Source organism: Sporomusa sp. GT1, from assembly GCF_014634905.1.
Taxonomy (GTDB): Bacteria; Bacillota; Negativicutes; order Sporomusales; family Sporomusaceae; genus Sporomusa; species Sporomusa sphaeroides.
In genome coordinates, this window is sequence record NZ_BMBX01000019.1 from 34,735 (window position 1) to 59,981 (window position 25,247).

General features: G+C 50.6%; 16 protein-coding genes. 7 read left to right on the forward strand and 9 right to left on the reverse strand.

Annotated features, from left to right (window positions below; all coding sequences use genetic code 11):
- Positions 1-151 precede the first annotated feature (151 nt).
- From GT1_RS17090 to GT1_RS22565, 3 genes are all read right to left on the reverse strand, one after another.
- Positions 152-523 (reverse strand): hypothetical protein, encoded by a 372-nt coding sequence (locus GT1_RS17090; RefSeq protein ID WP_188399710.1) that lies wholly within the window; start codon positions 521-523, stop codon positions 152-154.
- Positions 523-1,083: an RNA polymerase sigma factor gene (locus GT1_RS17095; protein WP_188399711.1), complete on the reverse strand. Its 561-nt coding sequence runs from the start codon at positions 1,081-1,083 to the stop codon at positions 523-525. Before GT1_RS17095 ends, GT1_RS17090 begins: the two co-directional genes overlap by 1 nt.
- Before the next feature lie 89 nt (positions 1,084-1,172).
- On the reverse strand, positions 1,173-1,298 hold the full coding sequence (locus GT1_RS22565; RefSeq protein WP_255430460.1) for a hypothetical protein: 126 nt from the start codon (positions 1,296-1,298) through the stop codon (positions 1,173-1,175).
- A 96-nt stretch (positions 1,299-1,394) separates the two neighbouring features.
- On the opposite strand from GT1_RS22565, the gene GT1_RS22570 reads away from it, so the two are divergent.
- Positions 1,395-4,508: a hypothetical protein gene (locus GT1_RS22570; RefSeq protein ID WP_250729129.1), complete on the forward strand. Its 3,114-nt coding sequence runs from the start codon at positions 1,395-1,397 to the stop codon at positions 4,506-4,508.
- A gap of 86 nt (positions 4,509-4,594) precedes the next feature.
- On the opposite strand, the gene GT1_RS17105 is transcribed toward GT1_RS22570, so the two are convergent.
- The 4 genes from GT1_RS17105 to GT1_RS17120 form a co-directional block, all read right to left on the reverse strand.
- Entirely contained in the window at positions 4,595-7,534 is a 2,940-nt protein-coding gene (locus GT1_RS17105) for an NHLP bacteriocin export ABC transporter permease/ATPase subunit (RefSeq protein ID WP_188399712.1), read from the reverse strand.
- A 111-nt stretch (positions 7,535-7,645) separates the two neighbouring features.
- On the reverse strand, positions 7,646-9,805 hold the full coding sequence (locus GT1_RS17110; RefSeq protein WP_188399713.1) for an NHLP family bacteriocin export ABC transporter peptidase/permease/ATPase subunit: 2,160 nt from the start codon (positions 9,803-9,805) through the stop codon (positions 7,646-7,648).
- Between the two features lie 2 nt (positions 9,806-9,807).
- Entirely contained in the window at positions 9,808-10,779 is a 972-nt protein-coding gene (locus GT1_RS17115; RefSeq protein WP_188399714.1) for an NHLP bacteriocin system secretion protein, read from the reverse strand.
- 18 nt (positions 10,780-10,797) lie between these two features.
- Positions 10,798-11,967, reverse strand: coding sequence for an efflux RND transporter periplasmic adaptor subunit (locus tag GT1_RS17120; protein ID WP_188399715.1), 1,170 nt, complete (start codon positions 11,965-11,967; stop codon positions 10,798-10,800).
- Between the two features lie 403 nt (positions 11,968-12,370).
- Here GT1_RS17120 and GT1_RS17125 point away from each other — a divergent pair.
- Positions 12,371-13,722, forward strand: a protein-coding gene (locus GT1_RS17125; protein WP_188399716.1) for an IS3 family transposase whose coding sequence is annotated in 2 segments (ribosomal slippage) — positions 12,371-12,827 and positions 12,827-13,722 — 1,353 coding nt in all. Because the reading frame shifts where the segments join, the coding sequence is not laid out codon by codon here.
- 27 nt (positions 13,723-13,749) lie between these two features.
- On the opposite strand, the gene GT1_RS17130 is transcribed toward GT1_RS17125, so the two are convergent.
- Positions 13,750-14,088 carry an RNA-directed DNA polymerase gene (locus tag GT1_RS17130; protein WP_188399725.1) on the reverse strand — a complete coding sequence of 113 codons (339 nt, stop codon included), beginning with the start codon at positions 14,086-14,088 and terminating at the stop codon, positions 13,750-13,752.
- An 855-nt stretch (positions 14,089-14,943) separates the two neighbouring features.
- Here GT1_RS17130 and GT1_RS17135 point away from each other — a divergent pair.
- The 5 genes from GT1_RS17135 (at position 14,944) to GT1_RS17155 (ending at position 24,478) form a co-directional block, all read left to right on the forward strand.
- Positions 14,944-15,570: a TetR/AcrR family transcriptional regulator gene (locus tag GT1_RS17135; protein WP_188399717.1), complete on the forward strand. Its 627-nt coding sequence runs from the start codon at positions 14,944-14,946 to the stop codon at positions 15,568-15,570.
- Between the two features lie 342 nt (positions 15,571-15,912).
- Positions 15,913-17,040, forward strand: a complete 1,128-nt coding sequence (locus tag GT1_RS17140) for an efflux RND transporter periplasmic adaptor subunit (protein WP_188399718.1) — start codon at positions 15,913-15,915, stop codon at positions 17,038-17,040.
- Positions 17,037-20,123, forward strand: a complete 3,087-nt coding sequence (locus GT1_RS17145) for an efflux RND transporter permease subunit (protein WP_188399719.1) — start codon at positions 17,037-17,039, stop codon at positions 20,121-20,123. The genes GT1_RS17140 and GT1_RS17145 overlap by 4 nt, the downstream gene beginning before the upstream one ends.
- A gap of 376 nt (positions 20,124-20,499) precedes the next feature.
- Entirely contained in the window at positions 20,500-23,136 is a 2,637-nt protein-coding gene (locus GT1_RS17150; RefSeq protein WP_188399720.1) for a phosphoenolpyruvate synthase, read from the forward strand.
- On the forward strand, positions 23,129-24,478 hold the full coding sequence (locus tag GT1_RS17155; protein WP_188399721.1) for an MFS transporter: 1,350 nt from the start codon (positions 23,129-23,131) through the stop codon (positions 24,476-24,478). The genes GT1_RS17150 and GT1_RS17155 overlap by 8 nt, the downstream gene beginning before the upstream one ends.
- A 215-nt stretch (positions 24,479-24,693) precedes the next feature.
- Here the strand turns inward: GT1_RS17155 and GT1_RS17160 are convergent, their stop codons facing one another.
- A complete protein-coding gene (locus tag GT1_RS17160; RefSeq protein WP_188399722.1) occupies positions 24,694-25,167 on the reverse strand; it encodes a pyridoxamine 5'-phosphate oxidase family protein in 474 nt (157 codons plus the stop codon).
- Positions 25,168-25,247 lie beyond the last annotated feature (80 nt).

Genomic DNA, 25,247 nt, shown 5'->3' on the forward strand with positions numbered 1-25,247 from the left:
CCTGCCGGAAAATGGCTAACCGGGGAGCAGCCATTTCTATCATTAAATACGTTATAGTGCAGTTTTCATTACACAGGCTGACCAATATTTTTTCGTGTGACAGGACAAACATAGCCTTTCCCCCAGGATGTTTAGTAAGATTGTCACACTGCTAGCGGCAAAAAGGGCATTTCCCCTGCATCCCGCCCCCACTCGCCCCGCAGCGGGGGCAAATGGCTCCCGCTCCCGGTCCTGCGGCAGTCACAAAGTCCAACTCTTCTTCTGTCAATTCCCCCTCCGGTCTGCCAGTGCCAGCCACAACAGTCAGACTGGCGATACCTGCCGGCGACAGTCTGTCCAAAAGCTGTTGCCGCAACCGTTCCCTGATTTTGCCGGTGCTGTGGCAATCAGCGGCAGCCATGCTTTGGGCCAGCCTGATAAGTCCGGCCATCTCACTGTCCGCTACCGGCCCAAGGTCTTTTTCTCCTGCCAGAATCCGGTCTAGATAGCTCAGAAACAGTTCAGCCTTAATCCCCTCTGTCATCAATACTCAACCCCCCGGCTTTCCAGAATCAGGCGCAACCGCCGCATGGCCCGGAACAGGGTAACGCCTGTATGGCTTTCGCTGATGCCGATCATGCCGGCAATCTCCCGGTTGGAAAAACCGCTCCAGAACTTGAGGGCAATAATTTCCCGCTCCCGCGAGGATAAGGAAGCCAAAGCCTCCTGCAAATGCTGCCATAATTCACGTGAGGCTGCCCTGTCGTCAGGCCCCGGCCGGGAATCGGAAATGTCGGGAATTGCCGCCAGCGGCGTAGCGGACCGTGAGTTCCGGCGATAATAATCAATCACCGTGTTGCGGGCTATAGTGAATATCCATACCGGCAGGGGAGCCTGTTGTGCATGATAGCGGTGCAGACCGGCAAAAAGTTTGACAAAGATCTCACTGCTCAAATCGTCTGCGTCATGATAGTTGTTCACCCGGTAAAGGACATAATGGTATATCCGCGAGAAGTAATCCCGGTAGATTTCGTCAAAAAAACGGTTAGTGTCATCATCCGGCTTAAGGCATACCCTGTCCTCCATTTGCGTCAGCCTGATCATCCTCCTAATCCTCCCCCTGAACCAATATCCCAGCCTGACCGGCTTATCCTTCCGCCCTGAATACGGCAAGCACCTTATCGGACTATATTTTAATTATAAAAAGACGTCTGCCACCAAAACTGCCGCCAGCCGCCAATTTTCAGCAATCGCAGCCAGGATTCGATTCCGCCTGCACCGCCGCCGCAAAGCAGCAGGAAATTTGTCCTGCCGGCCATAAGTTCGGCTCGATATTGTTCGAAAGTTCGCTTATAATGAAAAAAAGAAGTTATTTGCAGCGGAAGGCCGCGCAGGCCGTAAAGGAGGCGACAGGGTTGCACTATATTACGCCCAAAGAAGCGGCGGCAAAGTGGGGGATATCCCAGCGCCGGGTTCATACTCTCTGCCAGGAAGGCAGGCTCAGGGGTGTGGAGCGCCATGGCTGGACCTGGCTGATTCCGGCAACAGCAAACAAACCGGACGATGCCAGAATTAAATCAGGCCGTCACATTAGGCCAAAAGCCCAGCTGCCGCTTTTGCCGACAGGTGACGGCATCATTTTCCGTTCGCGCCTGGTAGAGAATTTTCGCCCTCCCGGCAGCAAGCTCACCTATATTCATGCCGGCGCAGGGTACGGAAAAACCACCCTGCTGCTGCAATATGCCCAGGGCCGGAATGATGTGGTCTGGCTGTCACTGGATGACAGGGACAGTGATATACCGTATTTCCTGTGTCATCTGGAGTCGTCCCTGCGGGAAAAGTTAGGGAAACTTGAGTTTTATGCCGCAGACTTTATCCCCTTTGCCCAAAGCGAACGGTTAGCAGCCATCCTGTTACCCGCCCTATTGACGGCCATCGGCCAGCGAAGACTGTCCATCCTTATAGATGATGTTCATATACTTCATAACCCTGCCATCACCGCCTTGCTCACAGGCTGGGCAACGGCTTGCCCGCCTACCCTCTCTCTGGTCATGGCCAGCCGCCATGAACCGTGGGATGGGCTGCTGCCTTTGAAGCTGACCGGCAAAATGGCTGAATTCACTAAGCAGGATTTATGTTTCAACCGGGAAGAGGCTGAACATCTTCTGGGTTTTTGGGATGATACTATCTACGAGGCTACCGAAGGCTGGACATTAGCCCTCCAGTCCTACCGTCTGGCGGCAAAGGGCGGCAGATCCCTTCCCGCAGCAAGGCTCTATGCCGAACAAGACCTCTACCGCTATCTCTTGCAGGAGATCATAACGCAGCTGCCTGCCGAGACCCAGTTTTTTTTGAAAGCTACTTCCGGTCTGCCGGTACTGGAACCCGCCTTTTGTGATACCCTCCTTGGCATCGGCAACAGCCGGGAACTCTTGGAAAGCCTTGTCCTGCGCAATATTTTCACGGCGCGCCATTCTGACTCAATCTATTGCCACCACGCCTTATTCCGATCCTTTTTGCAGCAAATTAGCGAGGGACTGGACAAGGAAATCCTGCAGAAAGCCCTGACCCTCTGTTACGCAGGCGGGAATTATGTACAGGCCGCCGAGTATGCCCTGCTGCTGGAAGACAGCCATGCGGTTCAAAATTGTATCAGCGCCATGCTGGCTCTGCCTTTTGCCTGGAACTGCAACCACCGCCTGAAAAAATACTTTGACTTTCTGGAAAAACACGCTGCCGGATTATCCCCCCGGGTTATGCTGGCCAAAGGCATGGTTTTATCCGATCTGGGAGATTTTCATCAGGCGGAAACCTATTTACATGCTGCTATTCCCCATTTAAGCGGCGATGAGCAAAGCCTCTACCGGTACGCTATGACCCATATGGCCAGAGTCCTCCGCAACAAGGTCTCTTTCGCGGAAAGCACCCGCTGCCTTGACGCCCTGCTGCCTTTGCCGCCGGACGCGCCTATGCAGGATTGGTACGCTGTAGTCATTGAAAAAATCTACAATCTGACCATGACTTCCCGGCTTAACGCAGCGCTGGAACTGACTATGACCATGGTGGAGCAATGCCTGAATACAGGAGCGGTCGGGGTAAAGGCATGGTTTGAACGATATTTGACAACTATTTATTTTTACCTGGGAGATTATAAAAGCTGTCTGCAAGCTTATGAAAAATCGCTCTCCATCCCCGGCGAGGAGCAGGACTGGCTGATGCGCCACAGCGTAGGTGCCTACGCAGCCAAGGCTTACCAGATTACCGGCCAGGGAGAAAAGGCACTGCCCTTGCTGGATGCAGAACTGGCACGCCTGAAACAACTGGGGCTGTACGAAGAATACAGCATATACTATCTCATTTATATGGAGATTCTTCATGCGGAAGAGCTCTTAAAACGGTATTGCGGCCTGCCCTTCGATTTTTCCATTATTGACCGGCATCTCGTCCTGGCGAAGGAATATGCCGTTTTGAACCGCAGTACCCGCGATCATTACTTGTTCATAAACATCTGGAAGCTCTGTGCCGGCCTGCTGGCACAGCCGGACAAAGCCAGTCAGTCGATCAGCGAAATCCTCACTCTCCTGGAAAAGGCAACACCTTTTTTCCAGACCCTGGCCTATGGGCGGATGGCCAATGCCTTGGATACACTGGGGCTGGCCGGTGAGCAATGCAAGCATTTTTTCCGCCAATCCATCCGGATTGGCGAAGACATTGGCAGCTATGCCTACGCGGCTGTCGCCTATGGCAGTCTGGCAGCCATTTACCTGCGGGAAGGAGACAGGGAGACAGCCCAAAAATACACCCGGCACTTTTTGGAGCTTTGCCGCCAATACGATCACCGCTATTACCTGCGTTTCAAGCCCCTTTACGCCCCAGTCCTCAAACTGGCGGCAGAGTGTGGCATTACCCCTGAATTCACGCAGGAAATGCTGTCCTATGGCGGCTATACGGTGGAACGGGTTTATCTGCATACGCTGGGCGCTTTCTCTATCGCTCCTGCTTATGACAGGAAAAGCCGGGTTAAGATCCGCACACAAAAAGCACGGGAGCTTCTGGCCTATTTGCTGGAACACCGCACGGGGGTTACCAGGGAGCAGGTTTGCCGGGATGTATGGGAAAACAGCGAGGCCAATGCCGCCAATCTGTTCCATACCCGCCGGGGTGAAATCCGGCGGGCTTTCGAAAGTCTGGGAGCGGCCAATCCTGTTATGTATGAGAATGGCTTATACCGCCTGAATGTAGAGGAAATGATCTGTGATCTCGACCTGTTCCGGCAGGCAGCGGCGGAATTCCGTCGGCAGCCCGAGCCTGCAACTGCCCAAAAGGTGGTTGACCGTTATACCGGCCGCTATCTGGACGATATGGAAGCACTGTGGGCCGAAAGTGCCAGGCTGGAGTACGAGGACAGTTTTCTGGCAGCAGCCGAAACCCTGCTGGCAAGCTACCGGGCGTCAGGGGAAAGGGCCAAGACCAGGGAACTGCTTCGGCGTTGTACCGCCCTGAGCTACCACGGTCATACGGTACTTTAGCCTGTATGTTCTGTTAGACCAAAAAAGGAACTTCTCAACAGAAGTTCCTTTTTTGGTGCATTAAGCAACTAAACCATGCAGTCTGTCTATGCCATCTGCCGGTGCGCAAGTTCGGCAAACAAGCCTTTTTCCGCCATCAGTCCGGCATATGTGCCACGCTCCACAAGCTTGCCCTTATCCAATACATAAATAACATCGGCGTTTATCACCGTACTCAGACGGTGCGCCACAACAATGCGAGTGGCTTTCAGCCGGCTAAGACTTTCTGTCACCATGGCCTGAGTCCTGTTGTCGAGCGCGCTGGTGGCCTCATCAAACAGGATAATCCGCGGCCGGTGGACAATGGAACGGGCAATCAGGATTCGCTGCCGTTGACCGCCGGAAATATTCGAAGCTCCTTCGCTGATTATGGTATGCATCCCCATGGGCATAGCACGGATGTCCTCGGCCAACCCCACCATTTCCGCCGCCTGCCAGGCATCATCGATGGTCAGCGGCAGCGAACCGGTAATATTGGTGAGGATATCGCCGGCCATCAGCTGGCCGTGCTGCAGCACCACGCCCATCTGCGCCCGCACGGAGGCGACATTCACTTCTGCCAGTTCCTGGCCATCATAGTAAATGGAGCCTGTCTCCGGTTTTTCAAACCCCAGCAGCAGCCGCAGCAACGTAGATTTTCCACTGCCGGAAGCCCCCACAAGGGCAATACATTGTCCCGGAAGCACATTTATGGATATATTGTGCAGTACCGGCGGCAGGTCAGGGTCATAACGGAATGAAACATTGCTGAGCTCAATCCGGCCACTCAATTCACCGGCCTCGGCCTTATCCTCGCTTGTTTCGGGCTCAGTCTCCAGAATAGGGCGCAGCCGTTCCAGCTGGGGCACAATTTCAAGCAGGTTGGTGCTCATCGATACCAGTCCCGTCAAGGTGGCGTTACAGCCGGTTAGCGCCGCATAGAAGGCCATAAATTGCGGCAAGGTTATGAAGGCTGTTTGTGCTCCGGTTCCTTGGTCAAACCAGTCCATCGTCAGCCAGAAAATCAGCATGGTTAGCAGCACCGGCTGCAGGGTATTGACGATTTCCAGCCAATTGGACTGCCAGCGAAACTCCCTGTTCCATTTCCATTGCTCGCCAAACTTCCGGGACCATAAATAAAAAGCCTGGGCTTCCGCCCCTTGCAGCCGGAATTTACTCAGGCCGTTGAATATTTGGAGTATCTGACCGGCCGTATCACCCGCCGCTGCCATCAGCCGGCGTTTGGCTACCACCATTCGCCACTCTAGCAAGGCACTCACGCCAAGGTAAACAAACCATACCGCCCCCGCCACTAAAGTCAGCTTCCAGCTGTAATACAGCATGACCAGCAAGCTCCAGAAAGAAAATACGGCATTAAACACAGCCGACACCGCCGAGTGGGAAAGCAAGGCGAACCATTGGGTGACACTATACATGCGCTGAGCTAAATCACCGGCCTCATACCGCCGGAAAAAAGCAGCCGGCAAGGACAAGAGACGCAGCCACAAAGCGGCCTCGACAACCAGCCGTGCCCGGCTTTTGCATCTCAGCACAGCAACACCCCGGGCAAAGGCAACACCGGCTGTGGCAAAAGCGGCCACTGCCATAACCTGCACAACCATAACCAGACCCTGGCGGTCATTAATGGGAATAATGTGTTCAAAAATAGTCTGGGTGACGAACGGTGTCAAAACCGGAATAATACCGGCTATCATACTGATACAGACAATAGACCATACATCACCGGACCGGCATTGTTGGAGGATAAAGCTGAGCAAACCGGATAAACCAAGCGCTTTCCCGGGCAACCCGGCATATAGGGTGTAGGCAATAGGAGCAAGGCTGCGGGCGGTTTCTTCCCCGACCATCACCATTTCCTTGCTGTCAGGATCAAACAAGCGGTATTGGGACGGCGACACCGGCAATAACGCCACCAGCCGTCGTTCCGGTCCCCGAAAACCAATCAGCGGGCCGTTATCCCGCTGTTGCCAGCCCGGTTCCAGACATACCTGCCTGGCCTGCATCCCGGACAAGCGGACAACTCTTCTCAACATGGCGATATCCTGCCGCAGCGGGTCGGCGCCTGCCGGCAGGCGCACCTGCCGCTCCGCGATGCCCAGCCGGCCGGCCACAGCCCTTATCACCGTCAATACAGGGGAGTGAGTACCGGCCTCCGCCACTACCGGCGACAATTCAGGCATATCGGTACGCAGCAGATGATTGGCGGCGCCGTACAACAGCCGTTCGCGCAGCCGCCCTCGGGCAGCCAACCGCTCACTGTCGCGCAGCTTCTCGCCGGCAAACCAGCCGGCCATCAAAGCTGCGAACAATTGATGGCAGCAGTCCAAAGGCTGCCAAAACAGCTGTGGCTTCTCCCTGCTCGCCGGCGAGAAAATATCGGCTGTAGATAAGCCCTGGAGTACGGCATCGGTTTCTGCCGCCAGCCAGGTTTGGTTAAGCAGCGGAACCGCCATAGCCGGCGGCAGGTACTCTGCTGTGCCGGAACCAAAGCTGACTTCTCCCGCCACGGCACGCGCCCAGGTTACGCCACGACCGGTTCTGACCGCCTGCCCTGCCGCCAGCGTCAGAGATTCGCCCGGTGCTAACAGCAAAAAGCTCCTTGGTCCTGCCTGCATTTCCACTCCGGCGAGCAATATTCCCAGCCAGGCCTCAATCCCGGATACTAGATTTTCCTGCCCGCATTCACCGGTGTCACAAGCCTTTTGCAAAAACTCCGCCCGCGACAGACAATATAGCCCGGCCCCTTGCACGGCGCTCACCATAAGCCGAACTCCGCTGTCCGGGGCCAGACCGAACAGTAATTGCCCCTCCCCGGCCTGTTCCAGAAAAAGCCGCCGGTAGTGCCGGCTGTTTGCGGCAGTAACGGCATAGACATCCACCGTACCTTCACTTACCTGCCATATTTTGTCCGGATCGTCCAGCCACACAATCCGGCTGTTATTTACTATTATCCGCCGCTCACCGGGCCTATTCGTTTCCCTGTCCATGCTTCCCCTCCACGGTCACTATTAAAACCAGAAGTCCGTAATTAGCAAACTGTCGTCAGCTTTCACCTATGCGAGCTCCGGCGCTGCTGCCGCCTGGGAGATCGGCCCCTGTCAGCCGGCATCATGCGCAACCAGCTGCCGGTAGGGCCCATCGGCTGCCATTAGTTCTTCGTGCCTGCCACGCTGTACGACTTTGCCGTGGTGCATAACGATAATCTCATCACAGTCTCTGATTGTGCTCAGGCGATGGGCAACCACCAGACAGGCACAGCCACGGCGGCGGATATTGCCAACTACCGCTTGTTCTGTCAGCGGGTCTAAGGCACTGGTCGCTTCGTCAAGCACAAGCACCGACGGGTTCACCGCCAGCGCCCGGGCAAGCTCCAGCCGCTGCCGCTGCCCGCCGCTGAAATTCCGTCCTCCCTCTTCCACCTTTGCCTCATACCCATTCTGCAGCGCAGTAATGTCACCGTGAATTGCGGCATCCTTGGCGGCTCGCACCAGCTCCTGCCGCGAAAGAGTGGCGTCAAACAGGGAAATATTGTCCGCCACCGTACCGGCAAACAAAACAATCTCCTGATCCACCGCCCCGACAGAGTTAACAACCACCTCCCGGGGAATTTGACGGCGCGGCAGGCCGTCAAACAACAGTTCTCCCAACCACGGCTGATACAGGCCGCATACCAGCTTGGCCACCGTAGACTTGCCGCTGCCTGAGCCGCCGACCAGCGCCACCCAGCGCCCCGGTTCAATCGTCAGGCTGAAGTCTTCCAGCAGCGGCGCTTCCAACCGGCTGTAACCAAAGGTTACCTGTCTCAGTTCCACACAGCCGGACAGCTTGGCCTTGCCGATACCCTGGGGCGACACCTCAGGGTAGTTGTCCTGATCGACCGGATAGCGCGCCACATCGTCAAGACGCTGCATTTGCATCTGGGTCGTCTGCAGTGATTGGCCCAGATTGAGCAGGTTGTTCAGCGGTTCCTGAAATCTTCCCATCAGATTCTGAAAAGCCACAAAGATACCGGCAGTCATCAACCCGTCCATGATTTGAAAACCGCCTACCGCCATAATAGCGGCAGTATTCAAGCCGGTCAGAAATGCCGGCGCAAGCATGAGCGTTTGGGAAGAAAGCTCGATTTTTTGCTGTGTCTCCAGTAATTTACTCTGATAGCCTGCCCATTTATTAAAAAAGTCGCCTTCATTGCCGCTGGCCTTTAAGGTTTCGATGGTCTGAATACCGGCGATGGCCGTACCATAGGCTTTGGCCGCATCCTGCTGGATTTTCATCTGCTGCTCGGTCATCCAGCGGAACATCAGCAGGAGAATGCCCGCATTAATCAGACTAAACACAATGCCGATAAAAGTCAGGCTCACATTATACTGAAACAGCAGACTCAGATAAAACAGCGCTATCAGCACATCCAGGATCACGGTGGCCGCCTGGCCGGTCAATACCGATGCCACCGTTTCATTGAACTGTACCCGGGAAGCCACTTCGCCCCCGTAACGCTGCTGAAAAAACTCCATCGGCAGCCGAAGCAGATGCCAGAAAAAGCGGCTGGACTCCCCGATGGTGAGTGCGCCCTGCCACCGGGTAAGACACCAGGAACGCAGCCAGGTCAGCGCCCCTTGCAGCACTGCCGCCAATCCCATAGCCAGCAGCAAACCGCCGATCCAGTCCGCATGCTTAAAGGACAGGACATCATCCAAAAATACCTGACTGAACACCGGGATGGCCAGTCCGGGGACAATCAGCCCGGCACCTGTCAGCAACGCAAAAACCAGGGATTTTTCCTGACCGTAAAGCCGCCTGGCCAAAACCGGGATAATCCCCTGCGGTGCCCCGCCTTGTTGAAAAGCCGGTCCGGGCTTCAGCCGGAGCGCGATGCCGGTAAAGGACGCGGTAAATTCCCCCCAGGTCACCGTCCGGTGGCCGGCTGCCGGATCATTCAGATAAACCAGTCTGTCTGTAAAGCCTTCTACTACGAGAAAATGGTTAAAATTCCAGTGAATGATCAGCGGCAATTCCCTGTCCTTCAATCCCTCCGCGCTGTCACGGAAGCCGGCACCCTCCATTCCCAGGCGCCGGGCGGCCTTCAGCATATTGCTGGCTTTGCTGCCGTCGCGGGACACGCCGCATTCCAGCCGCAGCCGCTCCAAGGGCAGGAACAGCCCGTAATAAGCCAGGACTATGCCCAGGGATGCAGCCCCGCACTCCACCGCCTCCATTTGCAAAACCGCCGGGGTTTTGACGCGTCGTGTTTCCGCCATGATCAATCACTCCGCAGCCACTGATTTAATTTCAAAAAAGCTTTGGCAATCGGTGCCTGCCGTTTCACCACAATATGGCCGGTGCAAGCCGTCCCTGCCGTAATCTTCTCCGGCGCACCATGAATGGAAGACCACAAATACCCCGTCTCAGTATCATTGTCCTTAATCAAATCGATCTGTACTTCCATGGCTGCGCCGCCGGTTTGCTGCAGCACCCAGGCGGTCAACTCCTTATTGCCTGTCCAGTTGGTCATACTGTCGGCCTGAACAGGATAATGGGATACGGTGCGCACCTGACCGATCAGACTGCCATATTCCGAAACGTCCACCGAACCTGGCGCAATCTGCGCCATCATCCCCGGCTTGATTTTCTTGCCGTCCAGCACCGGCACATACAGCAAGACCAGCATTTCACCCCGGGCGGCTTCATCGATGCGCACACTGAGCAGCGGCGTACCCGGTGTTAAAACATCGCCTACCCCGTCGGCTATCCAATCGGCGACAATCCCTTCCACCGGACTGATCACCTGGCTATTCCGTCTCAGTTTGTCCTGGAGCTCATTGAGGCCGGCTACCAGATTCGCCATTTCCTTGCGGGACATGGCAATATTGATCTCCTGGTTTACCCGGGCAATCTGCGCCTCCAAATCCGGCTGCTCTACCGTAGCCACAACCTGCCCGCGCTGCACCCGGTCGCCGACTTTCACCCGTATTTCCGCCAGCCTTCCACCGGCATCGGAGCTGATATTAACCAAACCATCGGCATCAATGATCAAGCCGCTTCCGTTAACTTTGGTGGCCATTACGCCGAAAACCGACCACATCAATGCGGAAAACACCAGCAGCAATACTGTGGCCAGGGCAATCCAGGCCACAGGTGTGGCGGGGGCAAACAAAGTATCTAATTGCTCCGGTGAACGCAGCTTTTCCAGCGCTTCCTGCCGGAATAAACCATCGGTTTGTTCTTGCCGCATAGTTTTGTTCTTTCCTTTCTACGGTTGCTGCATTACCTGTACTTTCATTCCTGGCTCAAACTCGGCGTATTTACCGACCACCACAACCGTCTCGTTTTCCGCCACCCCGGATTGCACCTCCACATATTCATCATCCTGTATCCCAGTTTTAATCTGCCGCCGTTCCAGCCGGCTGTCCGGACCGATCACAAACACAAACGGCGAGGTATCACCGATTACGGCCTCCTGCGGCACAGACAATACCTGCCGTTTGCCTGTGCCGTAAATCCTGATTTGATAATATGTGCCCGGCTCCAGCAAACCGGCGGAATTATCGATGTGATACTCCACGGTGCGGTACGGCGCCGGTGTAGCCAGCGGCGGCGATACTTCCGCAATTCGCAGGCTAAATTCATTTCCTCCGCCGCTATTCCCGCCTTTTATCGGGGAAACATAGGCCAGCTCCGCCACTTCGTTTCTTTTCACCGCCAGGATAAAGCTCCCCGCAAGCGGCTCCAATTGCTCCAGAACCTCGCTGGCAATATTCCTGCGAAAATAAAGGGAGGTCTGTTCGCTGAGCATTACCAGCGAATCCTCCATACGCACTACCGTTCCCGGCGAATGATACACCTGCATAACATCACCGTCACAGGGTGCTGCGATCTGTTGCTTCCTCAGCCGGGTAATCAACTCTCCCTGGTACGCCCGGGCTGAGGCTAACTCCCCTTCGGCTGCTCTCAGGCTGGTGGACGCCTCATCCAGCTGCTGCTGGGAAATCGCATTCTGAGCCGCCAGGGTCTGATACCGCCGCAAGGTATTCTCCCATTTCACAACACTGGCCTCGCAGGAACGAATTTTGCCTTCCGCCTGCAGCACTGCCGACGGCAGCACATCATTAACAATCTCTCCCAGCAGCTGCCCTGTCCGTACCCGGTCGCCCGGCTTGACAAAAACTTTGGCCAGAGTGCCGTCAATCTCAAAATGCACGTCCTGCATTTTTGAGGAATAGATATTTACAACCGGAAAGTAAACCACCGGCACAATGTCCCGGAACATAACCGAAGCGCCTTTCACCCGGACATACTGGGAAGCCGTCATTTTCGCCACATGAATATTGCTGCTGGCATTGACATAAATACCATACCCTGCCAATAAACCAATCAGGACAATTGCGCTGCCAAAAAACACATAAGCGTATCGTTTCGTCACGGCCCTCTCTCCCCGTACAGTATTGCCGGTTTATTGCTCCACGGTGCGTCGCCCCGGGTTAGTCATCAATCATAATGTTAATACGTTGAAAATTCGTTTGTATTACACGCTTGCCAATATTTTTTGTAAATGGACATAACGCGGGTAAAAGAACAAAAAAATTGTCATGCAGTGCCCACCATTTTTCCTAACAGGGATTATTCCTGGCCGTTGCATATTTTTATTCCAATGGGTATAATATAAGAAAAGGACTGACGTGTTGGTAGCACGCCAGCCTTCCAGACTGCCTAACCGGAAAACGGTTAGCCCAGGTCTACGGGATTAAAATAACCGCCGCACTTTGAGCAGTGAAGTGCCCCCCTTTTGTTAGACGAAAATAAGTCTAACAAAAGGGGGTTTTTCTATGGCCAAAAAGATGTACAGTGCGGAATTAAAAATAGAGATTGTTCAAAAATATCTGCAAGGAAATGTCAGTGCAAAACAGCTCGCCGAGAAATATCATATTGGTTCAAAGGCAGATATACAAAAATGGGTTGCAGCTTATCGGGAAAACGGTGTTTCCGGATTATGTACAACCCATGGAACTTATACTGGAGATTTTAAGATTTCTGTCGTAGAATATATGCATAACAAGGGAGCTTCCATCCGTGAAACAGCTGCACATTTTAATATACCTTCTCCACAGACAGTAAGTAAATGGGAGCGTATTTATTATGAGCAAGGCAAAGAAGCTCTGTGTGAAGAACGCAGAGGAAGGGCTAACAAAATGAAAGTTAAAAAGCCAAGAAAACCGAAAGAAAATGAAGATCTGTTGGCAGAAGTTCAGCGGCTTCGCATGGAAAATGAATACTTAAAAAAATTGAATGCCTTAATTCAAGAGCGGGAAAAATTAGAGAAACCGACAAAGTAGCTGTCATAACAGAATTAAGGCAGAAATATAAACTGGCAGCAGTACTTAAATTAGCGAAGATGCCACGCAGTACTTATTATTACTACGTTAAGCAGAAAAAGAAACCTGATAAATATAAAACAATCAAAGAAGAAATTACTGCTATTTACCACGAAAATCAAGGCAGATATGGATACCGCAGAATAACTTTGGAACTGCATAATCGAGGATACCGCATCAACCATAAAACAGTGCAACGACTGATGAAAAGGCTTCATTTCAAATGCATGGTCAGAATCAAAAAATATCGTTCCTACAAAGGGGAAAAGGGAAAGATTGCTCCAAATGTAATCCAGCGAAATTTCAAAACGGACGCACCTAACAAAAAATGGGCTACTGACATCACAGAGTTTGCCTTGTTTGGAACGAAGTTGTATTTATCGCCCATACTGGATATGTATAATGGTGAAATCATAAGCTACAACATCAGTGAACGTCCTGTTATCGGCCAAGTAATGGACATGCTGGACAAAGCCTTTGCGAAGATACCTGATGATACCAATCTTATTTTTCATTCCGATCAAGGATGGCAGTATCAACATAAGCACTACCAGTTACTCCTAAAGAAAAAGGGAATACAGCAAAGTATGTCCAGAAAGGGGAACTGTTTAGATAACTCTGTAATGGAAAACTTCTTTGGATTATTAAAATCAGAACTGCTTTATCTGAGGGAATTCAGTTCTATGGACGAATTTAGGATTGAACTAGAAAAATATATTGATTACTATAACAACAAACGGATTAAGAGCAAACTAAAAGGACTGAGTCCTGTACAATACAGGATTCAATCCTCGTTAGTTGCTTAATATCAATTTTTGTCTAACTTTTTGGGGTCAGATCATGCTTATCCCCATTTGCACAAGCTTGTCCTCATAGGATGGAATTCCGAGAGGCCGTTGCTCTCCGTTGCCCTTGGGGATGAATACCCGTTTTACCGGTTGAGGCTTATAGCTATGGCTTTTCAGTCTCGCGACTAGCTCGGCTATATTTTCATCCAAATTCCCTGCATATCCTTGCTTAGTAATCTGGTCTACTCCTGTCGCTTTATTGGCCTGTAGCTCTTGGTGGCATTCCTTCAACATTTCTTCGTTTAACAAGTGATAGAGTGAGGTAAATGCTTCTTGGGGCTTATGTTTCGACCTTTCTGCTATCTTTACCAATTGCGTTCTCACATTTTCTCTGTTCCTGTGCACAGTATGTGTTTCCTGTGGTAAAGTCAATGTTATGTACCCTCCTTTTCTCCAGCAGCATTACCTGCTATCATTAATACTATGAGGGTATCCGACCCCCTGCAGGTCATTTGAGTTTCTTCTTGTGATCGTCGTTACCCATACTCTGCGGTGCAGAGAACCTACAGGGTCTCACAGGTTTCCGTTTATCCATTGTATATCATGCCTGGCTCTAAGACCCCTGGGAAATCATCTCATCCTTGCTGGTGTTTCCTCGTTTGAGACGATGCTGTTTTCCTGGCATACGACCCAGTCAACTTTCCCTGTTTTATGACATTAAGAGGCTCAATCACTTTCAGGCCTGATACCTGACTGTCTACGCTTAAGCGTTGGGATTACTCCTAACGCTCCAAGACTCGCTACTAACTTCCCAACCGGATTTGTTAGGTGGAGATTCCATCCACTAAGATAAACGCAATTGCCTGTCCGCACCATATGTAGTCATAAAAACCACCCCCTTTCTAAAAAGGGTGTGGGCTAACCGTCCCCCGAGCAGCCTGTAAGGTTAGTATAACATATTTTTCCAAAGTGAAATAGACATTAATGCGGCTTCATTGTCAACTGAAGCTGCACTTTTATTTTTCCCGCTTCTAGCTAGCCCTAAGGTATATGCATATTCCAATAAACGGATTGCGTCTCACAAATTCTAAGCACATTGCCTATTATCAATAACAGCCACATCATATCTGTTAAAACTGCCCACGTATAAAACTATCATTTTTTTGCCTATATTCTTGACAATATCAGCTATACACAATATAATTTGAATTGTTCAATTAATGTAATGAGGTGATTTTTTTGGCCAGGCCGCCCCAAGATGCAAAGATTAAAATGGATGAAATCCTGGATGTAGCCGAACCACTGTTTGCCGCTAACGGCTACCGGAAAACAACCATCCGTGACATTGCCAAAGCGCTAGGCGGCGCACAGGGGCTGCTCTATTATTACTTTAAATCCAAGGAAGAAATCCTGGAAGCCCTTATCAACCGGCAAATCGCCCATTTTTGGGCTGATATCAGCACTATGGCATCGTCTGCCGATATGCTTCCGCCCCGTAAAATTGAATTCGTTGTACATACCTTTTTCCGGACAGCACACTATAAGGACGGTCTTTTTCTTGACTTTCTCCATGACGAAAAACATCTGCATATAAAGAATAAAATCTTTCAACAGGCAGCCCTTTTGCTGAAGCCTTCATTGTTGAGAATTATCGAGGAAGGGGTCCGCAAGCAATATTTTGCTATTACTCATCTTCCGGTTGCGCTAACGTTCATCATGTCTATCATGCTATGTTTGGCCGACACGCTGTGTGAAAAAATTCCGGATGAAGAAATGACCTACCACCTGCAAATGGCTAGCTCGCTTATGGAAAAAGCACTGGGAGTGCCTGAGAATACCTTGCACTTATCTTTAGTTACTGCCTGACACGGCACATGATTATCCAACCGTTTACTACGGTCTGGATAAATTTTGCCCATTAATTGAATTGTTCAAAGAATAGTAGTTGCCATTATTTTTTAAACCTTCTTCGTCCCATCCAATCGAGCTGTTTGGATGATTTTTCATATCCATTAATTGAACAGTTCAATTTTTAAAACATTGTGAGGTGCAACGTGCAAACCACCATGTGTCATTTTCTCATTGACAATATTCCTGTTGAAGCGTCCCCCTCTTTATCACACGAGGAAATTACAACTCTATTATATGACATCAGTCGGTCATAGCTTTTGGGAGAGCAGACAAAAATCATATCAAGGAGTGAATACTATGCCGCCATTATATCCAATTACAAAACTATCGGGAAAGAGATTGTATTACGGCCTGGCTGCGGCAATCGCAGGATTGTGCATCATCGGCTTCGGGTTCTGGAAACTTCACAGCCAGCCCCCAGCCGTTGCGGAAGAGATTCCGCTGGTGCGGACCGCGGTGATAGGCGCTGCCAATGCCTCGCAAAACTACCTTTATTCCGGGGAAGTGCGCGGCCGTTATGAAAGCCAGCTGGCTTTCCAGGTAACCGGAAAAATCAGCAGACGCAATGTAGAGCTTGGCAGTACGGTAAAAGCCGGCGATGTTCTTATGCAAATTGACCCGCGCGACCTTGAGCAAACGGTCAACACTACATCTGCACAAGTCTCCTCCGCCCAATCCCAGCTTAAGCTAGCGGTAAGCAACCTGCACCGCTATCGGCAATTATATGCACAGAACGCGATTAGCCGGGCACAGTTAGATCAATATGAAAATGCCTGTGAGGTCGCCCAGGCAGCCTTACGCCAAGCAACTTCTCAACATGTGCAGGGCGCCAACCAACTGGATTACAGTTTACTCTACGCCGACAAAGACGGCGTGATTTCCGCCATTACTGCGGAAGCCGGTCAGGTAGTCAGTGCCGGTCAGCCTGTCATCACCATTGTTCAGGAAGGAGAACGGGAAGCCGCGATCAGCGTACCAGAAAATCGCATAGAGGAAATCCGCAATGCCAGCCAGCTTACTGTTACTTTCTGGGCGCTCCCGCAGGCAACGGTAGCAGGCAAGCTCAGAGAAATCGCTCCTGTGGCGGATGCAATAACACGCACTTACAAAGTTCGCATCAGTCTAATTGACCCTCCTCCCCAGGTCAAGCTGGGAATGACGGCCAGCGTCCATCTGCCCAGCTCAGGCAATCAGTCCATAACCATGGTTCCTCTTTCGGCGATTTATCAAACCAATACCACCCCCTGCGTCTGGGTCATCAACAATTATACCGCCACTTTGCGCCCGGTACAAATCGGCCGTTTCGGCAATGGGCAAGTTCAGATTATCGACGGCCTGCATCCCGGCGATACGATCGTAACAGCAGGTGTACATAAACTGCGGGAGGGACAGACTGTACAACTAATGGAGGGAAATACTCCATGAAACAGTTTAATCTAACAGAATGGGCACTGCACCATAGACAGATTGTTTATTTCTTTATTGCCCTGCTGATTGCAGGAGGAATTTTCTGCTACCAAAATGTTGGCCGCATGGAAGACCCCGATTTTTCAATTCGCCAAATGGTTGTTACTGTTGATTGGCCCGGAGCGACCGCTCGCCAAGTCGAAGAACAAGTCACGGATAAAATCGAGAAGAAGTTGCAGGATACTCCTGGCTTGGATTTTCTGCGCAGCTATTCTCGACCAGGCAAGGCAATCATTTACGTCAATTTGAAATATGATGTCGTTACCAGTGCCCAGCTTAGGCCCACCTGGCTGGAGGTGCGCAATATGGTCAATGACATTAAACCCACTTTGCCGGAAGGTGTCCAGGGACCGTATTTCAATGACCGCTTTGATGATGTATTCGGTTGCATTTACGCGCTGACCGGAGACGACTACAGTTACGAAGATTTACGGGGAAAAGCAGAGAACATCCGTCGTATTTTTCTTGGTGTGCCCAGTGTCCGCAAGGCAGATTTAGTTGGTGTTCAATCCGAAAAAATATTTATTGAAATAGAAACCACCAAATTATCGCAACTGGGGCTGGCCCCTTCCGATATCACCGGTGCTGTCCAGGCGCAAAATGCCATGACTGCTTCCGGAATGATAGAAACTGCCTCCGACAATGTCTATGTGCGTATTTCCGGTATTTTTGAAGATATGGACGATCTGAAAAATTTGCCGATACGGTCCAACGGGCATACCTTTAGGCTTGGAGATATTGCCAAAATTGAACGCAGCTATATTGATCCGGCAGAACCAAAACTGTTTTACAACGGCCAGCCGGCAATCGGCATTGCTCTGTCGATGGAAAACGGCGGCAATATTCTTACCCTCGGTGAAAACTTAGACAAGACAGCCGCGCAAATCAAAAAAGACCTGCCACTGGGTCTGGAGTTGAATACCGTTTCCAACCAGCCAAAGGTTGTAAAGGAATCCATTAACGAATTCGTAAAGTCACTGACAGAAGCGGTAGTCATTGTACTGATCGTCAGCTTTTTAAGCCTGGGAATGCGTTCTGGAATGGTTGTCGCCTTTTGCATTCCCCTGGTTATTTTAGGTACCTTCATTTTTATGAAAGTATTTAGCATTGACCTGCACAAAATTTCTCTCGGCGCTTTGATTATTGCCCTGGGCCTTTTGGTGGACGATGCAATCATTGCCATCGAAATGATGATTGTAAAACTAGAGCAGGGCTGGAGCCGTTTTGACGCCGCCTGCCACGCCTACACCTCTACTGCTACTCCCAGGCTGACCGGCGCACTTATCACCTGTGCCGGCTTTGTCCCAGTCGGGTTTTCCAAGGGCAGCGCTTCCGAATATGTAGGCAGCATCTTTTCGGTAGTAACCATAGCCCTGCTACTGTCCTGGGTAGTAGCAGGCATGATAACACCCTTGTTTGGCTACCACCTGGTAAAAGTCGCCCCGGCTATGCCTGGTCATGATATATACGATACAAAATTTTACCGGAAATTTAAACAGGTGCTACATTGGTGTTTGACGCACCGCCCTCTGGTTCTGGGAATTACCACCGCCCTGTTTATCGGCTCCATGGTTCTAATGACTGCTATCAAGCAGGAGTTCTTCCCTCCATCCACCCGTCCCGAATTGCTGGTGGAGCTACGCTTGCCAGCGGGTTCTTCGTTAACAGCAACAGAAGAAGAAGCCAAACGTTTTGCGGCAGAGTTTGCCCAGGATGACAATATAGCCAATTTTACTTATTATACCGGGCAAGCAGCGCCGCGGTTTGTGCTTACTGCGTTTCCGCCTGACGCCGACACAAATTTTGCCGAATTTGTTTTTGTCGGTAAAGATCTGAAAGCCCGCGAACACCTCCGGGAAAAGGCGGAAAAACTTCTGTCCACACAGTTTCCCAATGTACGCGGCAATGTCAAGGTAGTCACTACCGGTCCATCCGACCCCTACCCGGTCATGCTCCGGGTCAGCGGCTACGACCATGACAAGGTTCGCGCCATTTCCCAGCAGGCGCAGGAAATACTCGCGGCCAACCCCCATTTGTATGATGTCAATCTGGAGTGGACGGAAAAAGGCAAAGTCATGCGTTTGACTATCGATCAGGATAAGGTAAGAATGCTGGGCCTGAACAGCCAGACCTTGGCCTCAAGTCTCGAAGCCCTGCTGTCGGGAACAAAAGTATCCGAGTTTCGCGAAAAAGACAAGACTGTCGGAATTGTGTTCCGGATTGCAGCCCATGACCGCAGCGATCTTGAGCAAATTAAAAACTTAACTATTTATACCGGTAACGGCAAATACATTCCCCTGGACCAAATTGCCACGATCAGCTATGACGCAGAAGATGGCAGTATCTGGCGGCGGGATTTAAAACCGACCATTACCGTGCAAGCCAATATTACCGACAAAATTACCGGTAACGATGCAACCTATGAAGCCTATGACAAATTAAAAGAACTGAAGGCTTCCCTGCCTCCCGGCTACACTATTGAGATTGGCGGCACGACGGAATTAAGTGAAAAAGCAACTCGCTGGCTGCTGCAGCCGGTGCCGGTTATGGTGATTATTATTGTCACACTGCTGATGTTCCAATTGCAGAATATCCCCAAAATGGTTCTGACCCTGCTAACTGCTCCATTAGGAGTCATCGGTGCCAGTTTAGCCCTGCTAATCACAGGTAAGGCGATTGGTTTTGTTGTACAATTAGGCCTGCTGGCCTTGGCCGGTATCATCATGCGCAACTCGGTTATCCTCATTGATCAAATTGAGCAGCATCTAAAGGCGGGTGAATCCATGTGGGAGTCTATTATTCATGCTACCGTTACCCGCTTCCGCCCTATCATGCTGACAGCAGCCGCCGCTATTTTGGGCATGCTCCCCTTGGTATCCAGCATTTTCTGGGGACCCATGGCAGTAGCCATCGCTGGTGGCTTATTGGGAGCAACGATATTAACATTACTAGTACTGCCAACGATGTATGCAGCCTGGTATAAGGCTGAGCCTGTCCTTGCCCGGGATAATCCGGCGAATAAACAGCAGCTTCACGGCTAGAGAGCAGCTCACCAATAATCAGATTTTGGAGCGCCAAATCCACGCGCTCTACCGGCTTAAGCTGATAAAAAAGGCTTTACGAAAGTATCGTAAAACCTTTGAATCGAATAATTCTTCCTCGTCCATTGCATTCACTAGTTCCGAACTATGGTTTGTATTTTTTATGATTTTTTCTGCGAATGTTCTCCGCTAAGATACTCAAGAACTGCGGAAACCTTCAGTTCTGCTAAGTATCTTTGATAGAATGTAAGATTATATAGCAAACTAAAAGCAAACTGAACCATTGTTCAATTACAGGTGGAATTGATGTCCGGAAAAAAGCTTACCGTAACTACTGCGCTCATAAGATATGAAACTTGGCAAAGGATGATTGGCTATGCAGCAATATGTAATCTTCTTTAACCAGATTAACCGTTCCAGTCTGCCTTTAGTGGGTGGAAAGGGATCAAATTTAGGCGAGATGACACAGGCTGGTTTTCCTGTTCCCAGTGGTTTTTGTGTTACCACTTTTGCGTACCGGGACTTTGTTGCCACAAGCCCGGCAATGGAGGCATTTTTTACGAAGTTAAGTAATATCGACGCCTCCGACTTACATCAAGTCAGGGAAATAGGCCAGGGTATACGGGAGCATTTGCAGCAGGTAGCAATCCCGGAAAAAATTACGGCTGAAATTCTCCGTGCCTGGGAAAAAGCAGGGACGGGAAATTACTATGCCGTCCGTTCCAGTGCGACAGCCGAAGATTTGCCCAACGCTTCTTTTGCCGGACAGCAAGATACTTATTTGAACATTAAAGGCCAGGAAGAACTGCTGACACATGTCCGCAAATGCTGGGCCTCGTTATTTACCGACCGGGCCATTGTTTACCGGGCCAAAAATGGCTTTGACCACCGGGAAGTATATCTGTCGATTGTCATTCAACAAATGGTGATTCCGGAAGTTTCCGGGATCATGTTCACCGCTGACCCGGTGAACGGCAATCGGACCGTTGTGTCCATCGACGCGAGTTTTGGCTTGGGCGAAGCGCTGGTGTCCGGCCTGGTAACGGCCGATTTATATAAAGTAAAAAATCATGCCATTCTCAGCAAGAAAATAGCACGGAAGAAATTGGCCATTTATGCCGTGCCGGAGGGCGGCACCGTCACGCAAGAACTGTCAGCCGCGCAGCAAGAGCAGCAAGTACTGACAGATAGTCAAATCATTGACTTGGCCGGATTAGGCAAAAAAATTGAAAAGCACTATGGCCAGCCGCAGGATATCGAATTCTGTGTTGCCCAAAATGAATGTTATATTGTGCAAAGCCGGCCCATTACCACGCTGTATCCCTTGCCGGATATGCCCCAGCAGCCGGTGCGTGTTATGCTGTCCTTCGGCCATGCCCAAATGATGACCGATGCCTTTAAGCCGTTGGGGCTGTCGGTATTAAAAAACATGGTCTCACAGCGGCTCTTCAAAGCTGCGGGTGGCAGAATCTTCCTTGATCTGTCGGATATTCTTCACAATAAACTGGCCCGCCTGATTGTCCCGAAGGTATTGAGCAATGCCGATGAAGCCATGAGCCGTGCAATTGATGCCGTCGTTAAACGCCCCGAGTTTCTTAAAGGAAGACAACTGCGGGAGGCAGATGCAGTAAACGCTTCCACCGTGGGAAAAATATTGATGCCGGTCATGAAGCAGGTTTGGACCATCCTTCGCAGCGGCGACCCGAAAGCAGGCAGAGAGCATGTTGACAAATTCATGCAACAGCATATGGCCCATACTCGTCAGGCGCTATGCGGAGTACAGGGGGCAGAACGGATTAAAGCGGTAAAAAAACAATTTGATTCTATTTTCACTGAGCTGATTCCCAACATTGGGCCTTATCTGCTGGCAGGCCTCCTTGCCAATGTCTTACTGAAAAAAATCTGCATCCGTAAGTTTGGCAATCAGACCGAGGTGGATCTATTAAATAAATCGCTTCCCGGCAATGTCACGAGCGAGATGGGACTGGCGCTTGGGGACCTGGCCGACAAAGTGCGGGACTTGCCGGACGTTCAGGAATATCTTAAGGTGGCCGAGGACCAGAGCTTTTTTAGCGGACTGGATGAGGTGCCGGGCGGCAAACAATGCAAAGCCGAGTTTGCAGTATTTATTGATAAATATGGCATGAGATGCCCCGGCGAAATTGACATTACCACACCTCGCTGGTATGAAACACCGACACGCCTGACCTCCGCTATTTTCAGCAATATCCAAAGCCTAAAGCCCGGTGAACACAGAGAGCGGTTTGCGCGGGGGGAAAAGGAAGCGGCAGAAGCCGCCCGGCGGATTTTACAGGCCGAAGAAGGAAGATTAACCTCGAAACCGGTTTCCCGGCTGATTACAGTATACCGGAATTTAGGCGGACTCAGGGAACATCACAAATTCCTGCTGATTAGCGTCATGGGAGAATGCAAGCAAGCCATTTTGGCGGAAGCCCGGCAAATGGCGGCGACAGGCATGCTGGAACAGGCAGAAGATAGCTATTACCTGACCTTGGACGAATTGCACCAGCTTTTGCAAGGCAATATGGCTAAACCGGTTACTGAATTGATTGCCCGGCGCAAGGCAAAATACCAGCGATATCAGGAGTTAAAACCACCGCGCGTTATGACAAGCGAAGGCGAGATTGTCATAGTTCCGCCACGCAGAGATCATGTTCCGGCAGGAGCCTTGCTGGGCAGCCCGGTATCGGCCGGGGTCGCCGAGGGGATAGCCCGCGTCATTCTCAGACCGGAGGAGGCCGTGTTGAACGCCGGTGAGATTCTTGTCGCTCCCCATACCGACCCGGGCTGGACGCCTTTATTTCAGTCAGCCATTGCCATTGTTACGGAGGTTGGCGGCTTAATGACCCACGGGGCGGTTGTGGCCCGGGAATATGGTATTCCGGCCGTAGTGGGAGTTGATGACGCAACAACGCTGATTAAAAATGGTGAACGCATACGGGTTGACGGTACGCAAGGCCTGATTGAATTTCTAAGAACGCCAAATGAATAACCGCTGGTTTGTTTTCACAGGCGTGCTGTTGGGCGTAACTGCGCATATGACCATGCAAACGCTTGTGGCAACCATTCTGCCGGCCATCTCGGCACAATTAGGTGACTCTCATTTATACAGCTGGGTATTTACCGGCTACTTACTCATGTCGACGGTTACAGTTCCTCTGTTCTCCAAGCTCGCTGACCTCTATGGCTATAAATTGTCTTTCTTGCTGGGCTTGCTATTGTTTCTGCTTGCATCACTGCTGTGCGGCCTGGCCTCGTCACTGGCTTTTCTGGTGGGCGCCCGGTTGGTACAAGGGGTTGGCGCCGGCATGATTGCGCCTGTTACCATGGCGCTGATCAGTATGTTGTTTCCACTCATGAAAGAGCGCGCCAAAGCTATGAGTTTGTTTGCGGCCGTACAGATGTTGTCAAATGTCTTGGGCCCGATACTAGGCGGTGTGATCGCCGCAACCTTAGGCTGGTCTGCCGCTTTTTTCATGGTCGCTCCTCTATGTGTGATTTCGTTTGTCATTATTTATTTTTGTCAGTTCGGCCCAGTGCCCGGACGAGGGGAAACGAGACCGAAAGTGGATTATGCCGGCGCTTTTCTGCTTGGCGGTGCCATTGCCGCTTTTACTCAAACCTGGAGCCTGTTTGAGCAAACGGGCTGGACATTCACCACAACCCTCCTGTTAGCAGCCAGTGTGATCATGATCATTCTCCTCGTGCGGCAAGAAAAAAGACATCCTGATCCCATTCTCTCGCAAGCCATGCTGCGTATTCCACAAGTTTCCCTGTCCAGTCTGAGTGCCTTACTGGCCGGAATATTAAACTTTGGCACCATTTTCATTTTGCCGCTGTTTTCGGTTGCCACCTTTGCCAATGATCCTGCGAAAAGTTCTTACTTCTTACTGCCTTTTACCGTTGGCGTGAGTATCGGAGCCATAGCATCAGGCTTCCTGCTGCAGAAGATTTCCTATCAGTCTCTGGCGCAAATAAGCTGGTGCTTTGCTATAGCAGGCTTTAGTGGAATTGGCTTGGCAGGTGCGTTAACCCTGCCTGTTTTTTGGTCCTTTCTCTTTGCCGTCAGCATTGGCTGCGGCATTGGCAGTTTGATGCCCACCTTCCTTTTGCCGGCACAAAATGCCGTAAAGGAAAACCAGCAGGCAACTGTCAGCGGACTGATTCAGATCAGCCGCAACATTGGCGGAACAATCGGTATTCCCTTATTGACAAGCCTCCTGGTATTTACCCGAAGTTTACAGCAGGATGCCTTGCAGTACGGTATTGTATTTTTCACACTGGCATTGTTAAGTTGTCTTGGCTTTGCTGTAGGCAGCAAGCTTAAAGTGTAAGCATGGGGACGCAAATTTTGCTTCGTAAACATACAAAACCGTTCAACCTACAGCAAAGTAAAGTTGAACGGTTTTGTATGTTTACGCTAAAAATGCGAATCTATATATTAAAACTTATTTCTGAATATCTGATTGCAATAATAACCTCTTTTTTATTCATATTACTTATGTACATTTTACAATTGTTCAATTTTTATCTGTTCTTGATAATAACCTCATTCATAGTATTTTCCCGTAATATCAAGTATCTGTATCTGAATGACTGCTGTTCCATTAACCATATTTTCCGGCAAGGCCTTTTGGGCAAGATGCGGCGTGTATTTTTTTACGATCTCTATAAGAACTTCTCGCTTATGCTCGATATCTTCAACTAAGCTGGCTTTGCCGGAAAGAATCACACTTTGATACTTTGTGTTTGTGTCGCAAGGCTTTCCCTCTGGATCAAGCAGCAAGCTATCCATCTCATAAACGGTCATACATACACAGGGATTGGCCTTGATATTGCCTATTTTCTGACCTTTCGGCAGACCATGAACGTAGATGGAACCGTTATAATACAGGTAGTGAACAGGGATAACATAAGGTGTCCTGTCATCATTAAGTGTAGCAAGACTCCCCATTGCTGTTCGAACCAGTAGTTCCTTGATTGCTACCTCTGTCAGCATATGCGTTTTCATTCTGTATTGCATAATTTCCTCCTTCAATAATCTTAAAGAATCTCTTTAATTCTCAGTTTTACATAGCATTTCACATATTTAAGACTCGTCTT

What these genes read in the sequence shown, in the direction of transcription:
- GT1_RS17090 (WP_188399710.1), bottom strand. Translation starts at nt 523, where the DNA reads ATGACAGAGGGGATTAAGGCTGAACTGTTTCTGAGCTATCTAGACCGG.
- GT1_RS17095 (WP_188399711.1), bottom strand. Translation starts at nt 1,083, where the DNA reads ATGATCAGGCTGACGCAAATGGAGGACAGGGTATGCCTTAAGCCGGAT.
- GT1_RS22565 (WP_255430460.1), bottom strand. Translation starts at nt 1,298, where the DNA reads ATGGCCGGCAGGACAAATTTCCTGCTGCTTTGCGGCGGCGGTGCAGGC.
- GT1_RS17105 (WP_188399712.1), bottom strand. Translation starts at nt 7,534, where the DNA reads ATGGACAGGGAAACGAATAGGCCCGGTGAGCGGCGGATAATAGTAAAT.
- GT1_RS17110 (WP_188399713.1), bottom strand. Translation starts at nt 9,805, where the DNA reads ATGGCGGAAACACGACGCGTCAAAACCCCGGCGGTTTTGCAAATGGAG.
- GT1_RS17115 (WP_188399714.1), bottom strand. Translation starts at nt 10,779, where the DNA reads ATGCGGCAAGAACAAACCGATGGTTTATTCCGGCAGGAAGCGCTGGAA.
- GT1_RS17140 (WP_188399718.1), top strand. Translation starts at nt 15,913, where the DNA reads ATGCCGCCATTATATCCAATTACAAAACTATCGGGAAAGAGATTGTAT.
- GT1_RS17145 (WP_188399719.1), top strand. Translation starts at nt 17,037, where the DNA reads ATGAAACAGTTTAATCTAACAGAATGGGCACTGCACCATAGACAGATT.
- GT1_RS17150 (WP_188399720.1), top strand. Translation starts at nt 20,500, where the DNA reads ATGCAGCAATATGTAATCTTCTTTAACCAGATTAACCGTTCCAGTCTG.
- GT1_RS17155 (WP_188399721.1), top strand. Translation starts at nt 23,129, where the DNA reads ATGAATAACCGCTGGTTTGTTTTCACAGGCGTGCTGTTGGGCGTAACT.
- GT1_RS17160 (WP_188399722.1), bottom strand. Translation starts at nt 25,167, where the DNA reads ATGCAATACAGAATGAAAACGCATATGCTGACAGAGGTAGCAATCAAG.